Here is a 14,624-nt window from a genome sequence, read left to right as displayed (position 1 = left end):
TGGAAAGCCACCCGCTGGGGTGGCTTTTCTTATCTGCGCAATCATCAGTGCAACTATGACTATTCGTCGAGCTGAATCCAAGCGGTAGTATCCTGCGGCAGCTTGCCGTCCTCAGTCAGAGGGCCGGAGGCAAGCAACAGCGTTCCCGTAGGCAATGCGGCAGGTTCGCTGCTGAAGTTGGTCAGCGAAGCCCAGCCGTTGGAACGTCGGTAGGCGATGACGCCGCCGCGATAACCATTGGCACCATCATTGCGTTCGGACGGCTGATCCTCGGGCAGCCAGGTCACATCGGTGTCTTCGTTGCGCAACTTATGGCGTATGGCCAGTGCAGCACGATAGAGGTTCAGCATGGAGTCGGGATCGGCGTCCTGAACATCCACGGCCATATCCTTGAACCACTTGGGCTGGGGCAGATGCGGTTCCTCAGCGGGCGTGCCATCGGCCTGAACGGCGGGGGAGAAACCGAAGGAAGCGCCGGTGCCGAACTCGTCATGCTCGGGGTCGGCGAGTTGCGGCGCATCGGCGGCAACCCACGGCAGCGGCACACGACAACCGTCGCGTCCCTTGGTGCTGGCCTCGCGGATGGTATGGAAAGCCTCCGGGTCTTCCAGTCGATCCCACGGCATATCAGCCACTTCGAACAGGCCCAGTTCCTCACCCTGATAGATATAGGCTGAGCCGGGAAGCGCCAACTCCATAAGAATCGCGGCGCGCGAACGCTTGGTGCCCAGCACACGATCCTCCTGATACGTGGAGGAGCCGGCGGAACGCAGCAGCCAGTCAAGCGCCAACTGGTGGTAATTCGGAGTACGAACCTGCGGCAGGGCGAATCGTGACGCATGGCGCACTACGTCATGGTTGCTCATCACCCAAGTCGCCGATGAGCCAGATTCACGTGCGGTGGCCAAGCCAGCCTCAATGGCCTGATGGAAATCGTCGCGAATCCAATCCTTCTTGGCGAACTCGAAGTTGAAGGTCTGGCCCATCTCCTCGGGGGAGGCATACAGCTTTAGACGCTTGGGATTCACCCACGCCTCGGCCACGGCGAAGGCCGGCGGATCGTAGCGGTTGAACACCTCCCTGCGCCATTCCTTGAAAATCTCGTGGCTTTCGTTGCGGTCAAGCACCGGATGCGAACCGTCGTCGGGCATGAAATTATCGGCCCACACATGGTAGTCGTCAAGATCGTCGCGGTCGAGATCCTTGGCCAAACCCTGCGCTACGTCGATGCGGAAACCGTTGGCACCATGGTCGAGCCAGAAGCGGAAGGTTTCCAGAAACTCCTCGTGCACGTCGGGATTCTTCCAGTTGAAGTCGGGCTGTTCCACCGCGAACATGTGCAGATACCATTGCCCATCGGGCACACGCGTCCACGCAGGTCCGCCGAAATGGCTCTGCCAGTTGGTGGGCGGAAGGTCGCCGTTCGGGCCCCTGCCGTCGCGGAAGATATAACGGTCGCGTTCGGGGGAACCAGGGCCGGCTTCGAGTGCGGCCTTGAACCAACGGTGACGGTTGGAGGAATGGTTGGGCACGATATCCACCACGATTTTGATGTTATGGGCGTGCGCCGCTTCGGCCAGACGGTCGAAATCCTCCATAGTGCCAAGCTTGGGATCCACGTTGCGGTAATCGTCCACATCGTAGCCGCCGTCGGCCAGCTGCGAGGGGTAGAAAGGATTAAGCCAGATGGCGTCGATGCCGAGTGAGGCGAGATAATCCATCTTCTCGGTGACGCCGGCGAGATCACCAAGGCCGGTGCCGGTGGTGTCTTTGAAGGAGCGCGGGTAGATCTGATAAACGGCCGCCTGCTTCCACCACAGTGACGGATCGGATGCGGTGCTCATGGTTCCTCCTTGAATGAATGGGCTTGCGCTGCGGCCAGACCATGGGTGCGAACGCTTACGAATCTTGCGAATGCAAGCGTTTGCATTGTCTGGTTGCAGACATCGCTACAGTGTTTTTTTATTGTGATGATTGCATCATACCGCCGCACCCTCCCCGTCTTGAGGAGGCGATATTTTAGAGTGTTTACGACAACAGCGATGAAAGAAGCGGAACATGGTTGACGCGCATGACAGCGAAACATACACCTCGGAAGGCTCTCGCCTGATTTGGATCGACTGCGAGATGACAGGCCTCGATATCTTCGGCGGCGACGAACTGGTCGAAGTGTCCGTGGTGCCCACCGATTTCAATCTGAATGTGTTGGACGAAGGCGTGGACTATGTGATCAAGCCAAGCCAGGCCGCCGTGGATCATATGAACGATTTCGTGCGCAATATGCACACCCGCTCCGGCCTGATCAACGAATGGAAGAACGGCCTGAGCTTGGAAGAGGCGCAAACCAAGGTGACCGAATACGTCAAGCGTTTCACCCCAGCCGGTGTCAAGCCACTGCTGGCCGGCAACACCATCGGCTCCGACAAGAAGTTCCTCGACCACTACATGCCGAAGCTCATGGCCAACCTGCACTACCGCACCATCGATGTGAGCACCTTCAAGGAGCTTGCCCGCCGCTGGTACCCGGCCGTGTATGAGAACCGCCCGCCGAAGAACGGCGGACACCGCGCCCTGGCCGACATTATCGAAAGCCTTGACGAACTGCGCTACTACCGCGAGGCCTTCATGGCTGCTGTTCCTGGCCCGGACGCCGAGCATGCCAAGGCCATCGCCGCTGATGTGATGGCCACCAGCCTGCTCAACAAGTGACGATAGCGGCAGTAGCGGCCATAGCATCAGGCAACCAGGAAGACATAACGAATCGCTGTGCCGCGAGGCGCTGGGGAGGAGAGGCGTGAAACAAAGCGAGGCATTGGCGATTGCGAACGCCGGCGCGAACGTATTCCTTACGGGCGCGCCCGGCGCCGGCAAAACATATACGCTGAACGCATTCATCGCCCACGCCCGCGCCGCCGGTGCCAATGTGGCGGTCACCGCCTCCACCGGCATCGCAGCCACACATATCAACGGTCAAACCATCCATAGTTGGTCCGGCGTGGGCGTGGCCACAGCGCTGACGCCCAGCCTGATGACCACCATCAAATCCCGGCGCAAGCGCAAAATCGCAGCCACCGACATACTAGTCATCGACGAAATCTCGATGATGCACGCCTGGCTGTTCGACATGGTCGATCAGGTATGCCGCGAAGTGCGCCGCGATCCGAGACCTTTCGGCGGCATTCAGGTGGTGCTGTCCGGCGATTTCTTTCAGCTGCCGCCCGTCGCCGTTTCCGGCCGCAACCGCGATCTGATCGCTCCCAGCCCGGAATTTCTCGCCAGTCGGGAACGCTATGCGCATGCCGGCCTCAACCCTGAGGGATTCGTCACCGAATCCTTGGTGTGGAATGATCTTAATCCCGTGATTTGCTATCTGAGCGAACAGCATCGTCAGGATACCGGCGAACTACTCACCGTGCTCACTGACATTCGCTCAAGCAGCGTCACCCAAACCGATCGGGACGCATTGGTCACACGCTTAGGGCAGGTTCCCGACGCCGATCAAGTGGCCGTGCACCTGTTCCCCATGAATCGTCAGGCCGATGGGTTGAATGATGCGCGGTTGCAGCAGATTATGTTGGAACCGCACGAATTCCATGCCGAATCCGCCGGTCAGGCCAATCTGGTGGAACGGCTTAAGAAGAATATGCTGGCCCCCGAACACCTGGTGCTGAAAGCAGGCGCGGCGGTGATGGCATTGCGCAACGATCCCGACCGTCAATTCGTCAACGGTTCGCTTGGCACCGTGCGTGGATTCGCCGACGAGCGCAAGGGTGGCTGGCCGATTGTGGAATTCGAAAACGGCAATATCGTCACCATGAAACGCGCCTCATGGGAAATGATGGACGGCGACACAGTGCTCGCCTCCGTCAAACAAGTGCCGTTGCGATGCGCGTGGGGCATCACCATTCACAAATCGCAGGGCATGACCCTCGAAAACGCGGTGATGGATTTGCGCCGCACCTTTGCGCCCGGCATGGGCTATGTGGCGTTGTCCCGCGTCGAATCCCTGGGCGGCCTCTATCTGGAAGGCGTTAACGAACGCATGTTCCTGGTCTCGCCCGACGCCGTGCAACTTGACGGTCTGCTGCGTGCCGATTCCGCCGCCGCGGCCGGACTGTTGGCCGACGAAGGAGCGGATGCTTTCCGCCCGCAGCTGTTGCAACAAGCCAACGCCGACGACGAATTCGAACAGGCCGAACTGTTCTGAGCCATATATCTGAGCACAATCCGACCATGCACAGACGTCTTGGATTTTATGCTATTGCGCGGCATACAGCACAGATCTAAGCGACAGGTGTGCTCGCACCCGACGGGCATGTTCTTGCGCCAGTCTCAGCGCAGCTGGCTGAAGCGAACAGCAAGATTGCGCATGGATTTGAGACTAGCCTCATAGCGTGCCGCCATGATAATCAGCATGACGCCGGCGGCCAGCAACACCCAGGCCCACCAATATTCCGATAGTCGCCCGAGCCACGGCCAGAGCACCGTGAGCACATGGGCCGTCAACACCACGGCACCGAATGCCAGCGGTGCTTGCAATCCCAGTATTGCACCGACCATCACTGCAATGACGGCAATGACGAACAGCGCAATCATGCGTGGCGGCGATGGTGGTGCCGTCCAACCCGCGATAAGCGACGGCACCATGAGCAGCGCCAATCCTGGGCTGAGCGCGTTCCGGCTGCGCAACATCGGGCGTACCGCCATCCATCGGGCTCCCACGGCCAGCACGGCGACGCCGGAAACGCCGGTGATCAGATCGGCGGGAGTCCTCGCCACATGACTATGCAGGGCAAGGACGAACAACGCAAGCCCTGCGACGACTGCGGGCCATGTCACCATCCAACGGGTGATGGCCAGAGGATTGCGCGGTTTGGATGTGGCATCGCGTATCCATGGCAGAATCACGGCGATCAGCAGGGTGGCATAGGCAATCAGTGACACCACGCGCACGGGCCCATAATGCGATTCGAATTCTCCAATCGCCAGAATGGTCAATATGATTGCCGAGGTCAGGGCACCGGTATTGCGCTCCTGTGCGGACCACATGCCGCCGCTCGCGCAGATGGCGGCGATGAGTATGGTGCCAAGCATGACAATCGTCAGAGTTTCGGCACAGGCTCGGGCGATTGCATAGGGCAGGGGTATTGCCAGCGCCTGCTGTATCGGGGTGGATGCAACGGCGATGGTGACGATCAGTCCAATCATCGGGGTGATGCGCCAGCCTGCCGATAAGGGGCAGTCCGATGGCGTGCGCCGTCGAGTGCGGTAGGCGACGAGCAACATCACCCAGCCGGCAATGATGCCTGTGACTATTACTCCAATAACCCACAGGGATGTGCTGGTATGCAAGACGGCAGTGGTTGACGACAGGCGGATGGTGGCTACGGCGAATATAACGCAGGCGAATACGGAAACTCCCAGCCATTCGAAGTCGGCGTTGCGCGACCGTGCGTCAATGGGCAGCAACATGGTCATCAGTGAGGCTGTCAGTCCGGTGATGACCAGACGTGCCAGACTGAATGAGGAGGCTTCGCCGATGGGCAGCGCGGCACTTAACGCGTGTGCGGCAAGCGGCAGCGCGAATACGGCGAATAACGAATATGCGCGCAACGGTTGGGCGCCGCCAGGCAGAGGAAGCGCGCGAAATCCCAGTGCCGTCAACGCGATGAACGCCAACGACAGGCCGATAAGAATGTGGGAATCGATTATGGCGCTTAACACATGATGGTCGCCGGTACCATACGCATCAATGGTCAGCGCGATTAGCGCCGCCCATGTCAGGCCTTCGGCCGTGACACGCAGGCGTATGGTCAGCGCCCAACCGGCAGCCAGCGTCGCCAACGCGATGATGGCGATGCACAGTGCTCGGCCGGTGTCGCCCATCAGTGCATAGGCCAGTGACGTGAATATGAGTACGGCGATGGCCACCAGCCCTACGCCAAGCGACAGCAACAACACCTGAATACTGGAATGATGAGCCTGCTGTGGTTGCGGTTGCCCGGGGTATGGCTGGGACGGTTGTGGTTGGAACTGTGGCTGCTGATATTGCGGTTGAGGTTGTCGAGGGACGGGCTGCTGTGGCTGCGATTGCTGCTGTGGCCGCTGTTCTTGCATCGACTCCTGCCCTTGCGGCGGATAAGGGAAGTATGGTGTATGCGGAACATGGGGAGGCTGCGGTGCCTCGGAATACGATTGGGGAGGCAGATGACTCTCATTCGCCTCATGCTGTGGTTGATTCGAATGAGCCATCATTGCCTCCCCAATACTACGGGTTCGATGCCTTTATGATAGAGGCTCGCCATCCTTCGAAGCAAGCTTGGAGCGTTTGCGGCTATACACGAAGTACACCGCCAAACCAAGCGTGAACCAGACGGCGAAACGCACCCAGGTCTCCCAGTTGAGGCCGGCGATCAGCACCAGGCAGAACGCGATCGAGATGATCGGCGTCACCGGCACGCCGGGGGCCTTGAAACCGCGGTGGGCGTCCGGCTGGGTGTGGCGCATCCACAGAATGCCTGCGGAAACAATGATGAATGCGGTCAGCGTACCGATATTCACCAGCTCGAACAGGATATTGATATTGATGAAACCGCCGGCGAAGGCCGTCAGCAGGCCGAAGAACCACGTGCCCTTGAACGGGGTGCGGTACTTGTCATGCACCTCGCCGAAGAACTTCGGGAACAGGCCATCGCGGCTCATCGCGTAGCAGATGCGGCTTTGACCATACAGCTGCACCAGCATCACCGTGGTCATGCCGACGAGCGCACCAAGATTGACGATCACGGCCAGCCAGTTCAAACCCGTGGCCAGAATCACGCCGGCCACCGGAGCGTCGATGAAGTTGGCGAACTGCTCATAGGGCACCACGCCGGTCATAATCAGCGTCATCACAATGTACAGCACCGTGGAAATCGCCAACGACAGCAGAATGCCGCGCGGCAGCGTCTTGTTCGGATTCACCGTTTCCTCAGCAGAAGAGGAGACGGCGTCGAAGCCGATGAAGCTGAAGAACACAATCGAGGCAGCCGGCACAATGCCATACGGCTGAGTGGAGCCAGGCTGGAACGTATAAATGCCATAGGGGGAGAACGGCTTCCAGTTCGCAGGATTGACGAACCACACGGTGCACACGATGAACAGCACGATGATCACCAGCTTGATCAACACCATAACATCGTTGGTTTTCTTGGTCTGATTAATACCAATGGACAACACCCAAGTAATCAGCAGCACAATCACAAAGCCAGGCAGATTAAAGTAAGTCGTCACTCCGGGCGTGGTGCCGTACGCAGCCGTCAACTCGACCGGCAGATGCAAGCCGAAACCTTCAAGCAGCTTGTTGAAATAGCCTGACCATCCGGCAGACACAGTGGCCGCCTGCAGCGCATATTCCAAAATCAAATCCCAGCCGATAATAAAGGCAATAAGTTCGCCGAATGCCAAATAGGCATACGAATAAGCAGAACCGGACACCGGTGCCATCGAAGCGAATTCCGCATAGCACAGGCCAGCGAATCCACAGCAGATCGCAGCCAACAGGAACGAGACGGACAAGGCCGGGCCGGCAGTCAGCGCACCCTTGCCGGTGAGCACGAAGATACCGGTGCCAATAATCGCGCCGATACCAAGCATCGTCAAATCGAAGGTATGCATCGTACGCTTCAGGGGAGTGGACTCGGATACCAATTGGTCCACGGTTTTCTTACGGAATAAATCCATGGGTCTTCTCTTAGCAACTCTTATGTAACAGGGCTGAACCGGACGGATTTCCGGGATCCCGACACGCCTTAACGCCGGGCATCAGAATGCGGCGCACACTGTGAAGCCGCATAAAACCAACAGTGTACGGTGCCAAGCCGACTTCTCGCCGATTGGGGCTGGAAGCTCACTGCCGAGCGGCGCGAAGCAACGATACAACGAGACGATTTTCGGCGGGCACGGGAACGCCGTATTTGGCAATGACATATCCACGCGTAACAATAGGAAACCATGACAAGGAATGCAGCAGCTGAAATCGCGTTTTCATCCGAGCAAGGCAAAGCCAACTATGCCGCGGCACTTCGCCGATACCCCGCGCAGGCCATCGTGGATTTGAAGGCCATGCGTGACAACATGGCACATCTGGTTGCCATGGTGGGCGGCCCAGCCAGCGGCACCGCAGTGATGGGCGTGGTAAAAGCCGACGCTTACGGCCATGGTTTGCTGCCCTCGGCGCTCGCCGCGCTCGCCGGCGGGGCCACGTGGCTGGGTACCGCCCAGGCGCATGAGGCGCTGCTGCTGCGCCAGCTTGGTATTGGCCCGGATCGTTGCCATATTTTGACGTGGGTGTACAACGGCACCGAAGTGCCGTTCGATGAATTGATTGAAGCGGATATTGATGTATCGGTGGGCTCCCTTCCGGGCATCGATGCCGTGGCTGCCGCCGCGCGCAAGGTAGGCAAGCCTGCGCGCGTGCATGTCAAGGTTGATTCCGGTTTCGGGCGCAACGGATTTACGCCGGCCGGGTTCGATGCGGCGCTGGCCAAGCTGGTGCCGCTTGCCAAGGAAGGCGTGATCCAGATCATCGGCCAGTGGAGCCATCTGGCCGTCGCCGATTCGCCTGACGTGCCTGAATTCGTGACCTCCACCGACCGTCAGGTAGAGACTTTCAAGGAATTCACCCAACGTATGGAACATGCCGGCATTGCGCCGCAGATCCGGCATCTGGCCAATACGGCGGCAACGTTGAGCCGCCCGAAGATCCGCTTCGAACTGTGCCGCCCCGGCATCGGCCTGTACGGCTATGAACCGGATCCGGCGATGGGCGAACCGGGCGATTACCGTCTCAAGCCTGCCATGCGTCTGCAAGCCCAATTGGGAACGGTGAAGGATGTGGAGGCCGGCCACGGCATCTCCTATGGCCGCACCTATCTGACTCCGGACAATACGTCCACGGCCATCGTGCCGTTGGGTTATGCGGATGGCATTCATCGTTCCGCTTCGGGGTTTGATATGCAGGGTGCCAAGCATGTGAACAAGCCCGGCGGCCCGGTGCGTGTGATGACTGTCGAAGGCCCGCGTCTGTACCATGTTTCCGGGCGTGTGTGCATGGATCAGTTCATTTTGGATCTGCATGGTTCGGCCGCCGAACTCGGTGTGGCCGAAGGCGACACGGTCGAATTGTTCGGACCGGGGCGCGGAGAACAGTTCCTAGAGCCTACTGCTGACGATTGGGCGCGTGCTGCCGATACCATCAGCTATGAAATCTTCACCTGTCTGCGCAATCGCATTCCGCGCCTGTATGAGCATGCCGCTGAAGTGCTGGACGCCCATGATCTGGAGCTTTTGGATCCTGCATCGCTGCTGTAGTGTGTCAGAACTAGACAGATATCGACATATTTTCGGGGTTGTGATTGTGCTGATTATCACTACCCTGGAAATATGGACGTATTTGGTGGGTAGCGATAGACAGTTTGTTATCACTACTGGGCAGATACTGGCATATTCCTGAGGTTGTGATTGTTCTGACTGTCACTACCTCAGGAATATGGACATATTTGTTGGGTAATGATGGACAGTTATTGTCACTGCTCAGCAGATATCGGCATATTTGTGGGGTAGTGACGGAACGGGAATATCACTACCCCACAAATATGCCAGTAATTCCGTGGTTGTGCCGATAAAGCGGCCGGTACTGTGCACTCAGCACACATATGTTGCGCTGATAAAGTGGTTGGTACCGTGCTTAGATTTGGGCCACGGAGCCTCGATCTACCAGCACGGGGTCGACGAACACCTGTCGTGTGGCGAATTCGGGGAATTGGATGCGATTCAATATCGCGCAGATGGCCGAATCCGCCAGTTCTTTGGCGGGGGAGCGCAGCACGGTCAGCGGTCGTGAGCTGGGAGTGGCGAAGCCGTCGATGGAAATAATCGACACATCGTCCGGCACATGCTTGCCACGACGTTCCAACTGCTGGGCGACGGCGATGGCCAGATAATCGGAGTGGATCAGCATGGCCGTGGCGCCCGATTCGATGATCCTATCCACCACTTCGTTTACTCCGCTGGTGCTGTAGGGCGGAATGCCGTTGAACTGGAACGGGCAGTCGATGCGATCCGTGCCATCAAGCACCAGATTCCAGCCTTCCTGGATTTGAGCTGCGGTGGGGGTTTCGCTGAATGCCGCACCAATGCGTGTATGACCGTGCTCCAGGAAATGCACGGCTGCCTTACGCACGCCATAGTGATGGTTGGTGCGCACCGAATCCACGGTATGACCGGCCAAAATCGGCTGTGAGCGTTCCATGGCTACTACGGGAATGGATGAATTCATAATCCAATCCCAAGTGCGTTCGCCGGTTTTGTGGTGTGCGTTCGGGGCGGCGATGATACCGCATACGGTGGGGTCGGCGGCGAGTTCGTCGAGAATTTCATCTTCCCGAGTTCCCTCGTCATAGGAGGATTCTCGCGTCACGATACGCATGCCTTGCTTGGCTGCGCTTTCGCGCATGCAATCAATCACCCTCGGCCAGAAGAAGCTTGGTTCGGGCAGCATAATGCCGATGGCCGGCTGATCAGCACCCAGTTCCGGGTGGAGGCGGGGGCGAGAAGACGATATCAGTCCGCCTGCAATCGAGGTTTCGGTGGAGTCCTGCCCACGGCTGGCAGTGGCGTCAGGGGAATCCGTATCAGAACTGGCTACAGACATAGCACCACCGCGCACACGCTTGAGCAGGCCGGCCTTGGCCAGTACGGTTAAATCGCGGCGCACGGTGATATCGGTGGTGTGCAGCAGGTCGGCGAGTTCGGCGACGGTCGCCACGCTCTGCCGCGTCAGCAGGCTCAGAATCATATCCTGCCGCTCTGCGGGCAGGTAGTCGCGGTGTTCGCCGTTGGCGGTGTTCTCGGTCATCAGCACATCTATCTTCCGAAAGTGAGTGGTTGTGATTACTGCCAAGCACGACTATGCGCTTGGTGATCATTTTTGTTTGATTCTATCGTACAGCCTCTTTCGTAGTGATGATGACTGAACATTCGGTATGCCATATTTTTCACGAAATTATGAACAAAAATGATTAAAAGTGATTAAACTCGATTAGAGTGTGCTATAGTAAATATTGTCAACGACGCCACACACAACACACAAGGAACGTCTATGTCTCAGTTTGCGAATGAATTCTGGACCGTCACTTCCGGTGATCTCAGCCAGAGGCGCGAGCCCATCGCTGCGCCCGAAACGGTGAGCGAGCCCGGCGATGCCACGCCGATCGTGATCGATACCGCGGACCGCAGGCAGCCGTGGATCGGCGCGGGCGCGGCCATCACCGACGCGGCCGCCTCGCTGATCTGGAACAGCATGGACGCCGAACAGCGCCACGCCTTCCTGGATGACTGCTTCAACCCCGCCAAGGGCGGCTTCTCGGTGATCCGCATTCCGCTGGGATCCTGCGAGCCCGCGGCCCAGCCCTACTACACCTACGACGACGTGCCCTTCGGCGAGCACGACAACCTGCTGACCAAGTTCTCCCTGGGTGAGGGCGAGCCCGGCGCGCCGGACGCCACCAAGGATTTCAAGCACATTATCCCGGTAGTGCTCGAGATTTTGAAGATCAACCCGGCCGTCAAGATCATTGCCTCCCCGTGGAGCGCCCCGGCCTGGATGAAGAACACCGGCCACCTGTGCCAGGGCGGCCGCCTGCGCTTCGGCGAGTGGACCGGCAACGGCTTCGACCCGATGCACGACTCCATCGAGGGCTGCTACGCCCGCTACTTCGTCAGGTACGTCGAGGAGATGGGCAAGCTCGGCATCCCGATCTGGGGCGTGACCGTGCAGAACGAGCCCTCCAACGCGCCCAAGTGGCCCGCCATGATGTGGACCCTCAAGGAGCAGGCCGCGTTCGCCGCCGACTTCCTGCGCCCGGCCATGAACGAGAAGTTCCCCGAGATGCGAATCTTCATCAACGACGACTCCACCCACAACCTGTGCTGGCCGGTGCGCGAGCTTGTCACCCCCGACCAGGCCGCCGCCATCGACGGCCTGACCGTGCACACCTACGAGGGGCCGTACTCCAACTTCTTCAACGCGTCCCGCTCCTACCCGCACTGGATGTTCGGCATGACCGAGCGCCGCTGCATGATCGACGAGACCCCCGAGGACGCCGCGCACATCATGTCCGGCATCATCGGCAACTGGCTCGTGCGCAACGGCGAAAGCTTCATTACCCTGTGGAACCTCGCGCTCGACGAGCGCGGCCTGCCCAACCAGGTCGGCGCGACCGGCCGACGCGGCGTGGTGACCATCCAGCACGAAACCGGCGAGGTAATCCGCAACCTCGAATACTTCATGCTGCGCGCCTTCGGCCAGGACGTCAAGCCCGGCAGCGTGGTCGTGCGCTCCTCCAACCACACGCCCGACGGCTGGTCCGGCGGGCTCGGCTCCGTGGCCTTCCTCGCCCCCGACGGCGACGTGGCCGCCCACATCTACAACCCGACCGGCGAGCCCATCGAGGCCGCCGTGACCATCAACGGCCAGGGCGCCGCCTGGCAGAAGGTCACCGTGCCCGCCTGGGGCACCGTCACCGTGCACAAGGGCCACGGCCCGATCAACGAGTCCCCGGTCCCGGCCGACGACAAGTTCGAACTCAACCCGGCACCCAAGCATCTGCTGGGTGACGTGGCCCCCGGCAAGACCCGCGTCTGGGGCGTTGACGAGTGATAACTTGCCGCTGACTGTGCTCGTGGAGCCAGCCTCACAAGGTGCGTGCGTGAGTCGCGCGGTCGTATGCGAAGGTGTTTGCTGCGGCTGCGTGACTCGGCGGCACCTGATCTGAAACTTTGCTTCTCCTTTATCTTCCCGGCAGTGTGGGCGGATAGGCTTCGGTCTATCCGCCCACACTGTGTTTTCTGGGAGGTCTTTTCGGGGATATGTTGCCGGGAAGATATGTTTTTCCGCAGAGATGGGCATAATCACTGGCATGATCACTATGACAGAGCAGTTCGATCGATAATGATCAAAAAAAGTGAAGGTAAAATAAGGTAACAATCACTACTGCTCACCACCGGTCAGTTATTATAGAAAGCACGGAGATCAAAACAGATGTGGTCAATGGGGCACATGAGATTGATTTCCACAGGCATGGATGCCATAGAGAACAAAGGAAGGATTGACTATGAAGTTCAACCACACCCTTAAGGCTGCTACCGCAGCGTTCGCCGCAGTGGTGATGTCGGCCGGACTCGCTGCATGCGGCAGCGACAGCGCTGGCAAGACCGAGGCCCTGGACGAGAACGCCAAGACCACCATCACCTTCGCTGGCTGGTCCCTGGATTCCACCCCGGAGTTCAAGACCCTTGCGGACGCCTTCAACAAGGAACACAAGAACATCACGGTGGAACTGAAGGAATACTCCGCCGATGATTACGACACCCAGCTGACCGGTGATATCTCCGGTGGCTCCCAGCCTGACGTGTTCCCGATCAAGAACCTGCAGAAGTACAAGACCTATGCCGAGTCTGAGGGTCTGGCTGATCTGAGCGACATCGCCGCCGAATACGCTGACGACGACAATATCGATGTCTCCAACTACGAGCTTGATGGCAAGTACTACGCCATGCCGTACCGCCAGGATTCCTGGGTGCTCTTCTACAACAAGGATATGTTCGACAAGGCCGGCGTCGCCGCCCCCGACGGCACCTGGACCTGGGACGACTACACCAAGGCCGCCGAAGAACTCAAGGAAAAGCTGCCCGCTGCCGGCTACGACGCCAACTCCGTCTACCCGACCTACCAGCACAACTGGCAGTCCGTGGTGCAGGGCTTCGCCCTCGCCCAGACCGGCTACGATGTCGACAACACCTTCTTCAAGGGCGACTTCTCCTACCTCAAGCCCTACTATGAGCGCGCTCTGAAGTGGCAGGACGAAGGCCTGACCATCGACTGGAACACCTCCAACTCCACCAAGGTGCAGTATCAGGCCCAGTTCGGCACCCAGAAGGCCGCCATGCTGCCGATGGGTACTTGGTTCGCCGCCACGCTCGTGAGCCAGCAGGCTTCCGGCGATGCTGAAGACTTCACTTGGGGCATGGCACCGATTCCGCAGAACCCGGACGAGTCCTCCTCCGACAAGCCTGTCACCTTCGGTGATCCGACCGGCCTGGCTGTTTCCTCCCAGATCGATGGCCAGAAGCTGGCCGCTGCCAAGGAATTCGTCAAGTGGGCCTCCGGTGAAGGCGGCGCTAAGGCTCTGGCTGCCATCGCCACCACCCCTGCCTACTTCTCCGACGCTGTTGTGGACGCCTACTTCGGCGTGGACGGCATGGCTTCCGATGATCTGACCAAGCAGGCTTGGCAGGAGCACGACACCAAGCCGGAGAACCCGGTTGGCGAAGGCTCCGACACCATCATCTCCCTGCTCAAGGATGCTCACTCCTCGATCATGACCAAGACTTCCTCCATCGATGACGCACTGGCTGCCGCCAAGCAGAACGCCATCGACCAGGGCGCCATCATCGAGTAGTAATCCCAGCCAGCCCTGTCGCTGACTGACCATTGATAACGAATGCGAAAGGGGATGGGATCGGATACGCGATTCCGATTCCATCCCCTTTGTCATGCGATCAACCATTCGAAAGGAGAGGAA

At 59.1% G+C, this 14,624-nt stretch carries 9 protein-coding genes; 5 read left to right on the top strand and 4 right to left on the bottom strand.

What is annotated here, in order from left to right:
- Positions 1-59: 59 nt before the first annotated feature.
- Positions 60-1,844, bottom strand: a complete 1,785-nt coding sequence (locus tag G1C95_RS04400) for a glycoside hydrolase family 13 protein (protein WP_169171735.1) — start codon at positions 1,842-1,844, stop codon at positions 60-62.
- 214 nt (positions 1,845-2,058) lie between these two features.
- Here G1C95_RS04400 and orn point away from each other — a divergent pair, with 214 nt between their 5' ends.
- Together orn and G1C95_RS04390 are read left to right on the top strand one after the other, a co-directional pair.
- Positions 2,059-2,709: an oligoribonuclease gene (gene orn / locus G1C95_RS04395; protein WP_169171734.1), complete on the top strand. Its 651-nt coding sequence runs from the start codon at positions 2,059-2,061 to the stop codon at positions 2,707-2,709.
- A gap of 85 nt (positions 2,710-2,794) precedes the next feature.
- Complete coding sequence (locus tag G1C95_RS04390) at positions 2,795-4,207, top strand: PIF1 family DEAD/DEAH box helicase (protein WP_169171733.1); 1,413 nt, start codon at positions 2,795-2,797, stop codon at positions 4,205-4,207.
- A 125-nt stretch (positions 4,208-4,332) separates the two neighbouring features.
- Here G1C95_RS04390 and G1C95_RS04385 read toward each other — a convergent pair whose 3' ends face one another.
- Both G1C95_RS04385 and G1C95_RS04380 read right to left on the bottom strand, forming a co-directional pair.
- Complete coding sequence (locus tag G1C95_RS04385; protein ID WP_169171529.1) at positions 4,333-6,117, bottom strand: SCO7613 C-terminal domain-containing membrane protein; 1,785 nt, start codon at positions 6,115-6,117, stop codon at positions 4,333-4,335.
- 168 nt (positions 6,118-6,285) lie between these two features.
- Positions 6,286-7,722 (bottom strand): APC family permease, encoded by a 1,437-nt coding sequence (locus G1C95_RS04380; RefSeq protein ID WP_169171732.1) that lies wholly within the window; start codon positions 7,720-7,722, stop codon positions 6,286-6,288.
- 270 nt (positions 7,723-7,992) lie between these two features.
- Between G1C95_RS04380 and alr the strand changes: the two genes are divergently transcribed.
- Positions 7,993-9,351, top strand: coding sequence for an alanine racemase (gene alr / locus G1C95_RS04375; RefSeq protein ID WP_169171731.1), 1,359 nt, complete (start codon positions 7,993-7,995; stop codon positions 9,349-9,351).
- 376 nt (positions 9,352-9,727) lie between these two features.
- Here alr and G1C95_RS04370 read toward each other — a convergent pair whose 3' ends face one another.
- The gene (locus G1C95_RS04370; protein ID WP_169171730.1) at positions 9,728-10,897 is read right to left on the bottom strand and encodes a substrate-binding domain-containing protein; all 1,170 of its coding nucleotides are present in this window, start codon (positions 10,895-10,897) and stop codon (positions 9,728-9,730) included.
- Positions 10,898-11,140: 243 nt separating this feature from the next.
- Here G1C95_RS04370 and G1C95_RS04365 point away from each other — a divergent pair, with 243 nt between their 5' ends.
- On the top strand, positions 11,141-12,700 hold the full coding sequence (locus tag G1C95_RS04365) for a glycoside hydrolase family 30 protein (protein ID WP_169171729.1): 1,560 nt from the start codon (positions 11,141-11,143) through the stop codon (positions 12,698-12,700).
- A 454-nt stretch (positions 12,701-13,154) separates the two neighbouring features.
- Positions 13,155-14,501: an ABC transporter substrate-binding protein gene (locus G1C95_RS04360; RefSeq protein ID WP_169171728.1), complete on the top strand. Its 1,347-nt coding sequence runs from the start codon at positions 13,155-13,157 to the stop codon at positions 14,499-14,501.
- Positions 14,502-14,624 lie beyond the last annotated feature (123 nt).

The organism is Bifidobacterium oedipodis (assembly GCF_012932425.1).
GTDB lineage: Bacteria > Actinomycetota > Actinomycetes > Actinomycetales > Bifidobacteriaceae > Bifidobacterium > Bifidobacterium oedipodis.
The sequence above is the reverse complement of the archived record's forward strand: the minus strand, read 5'-3'. Positions and strand labels throughout refer to the sequence as shown.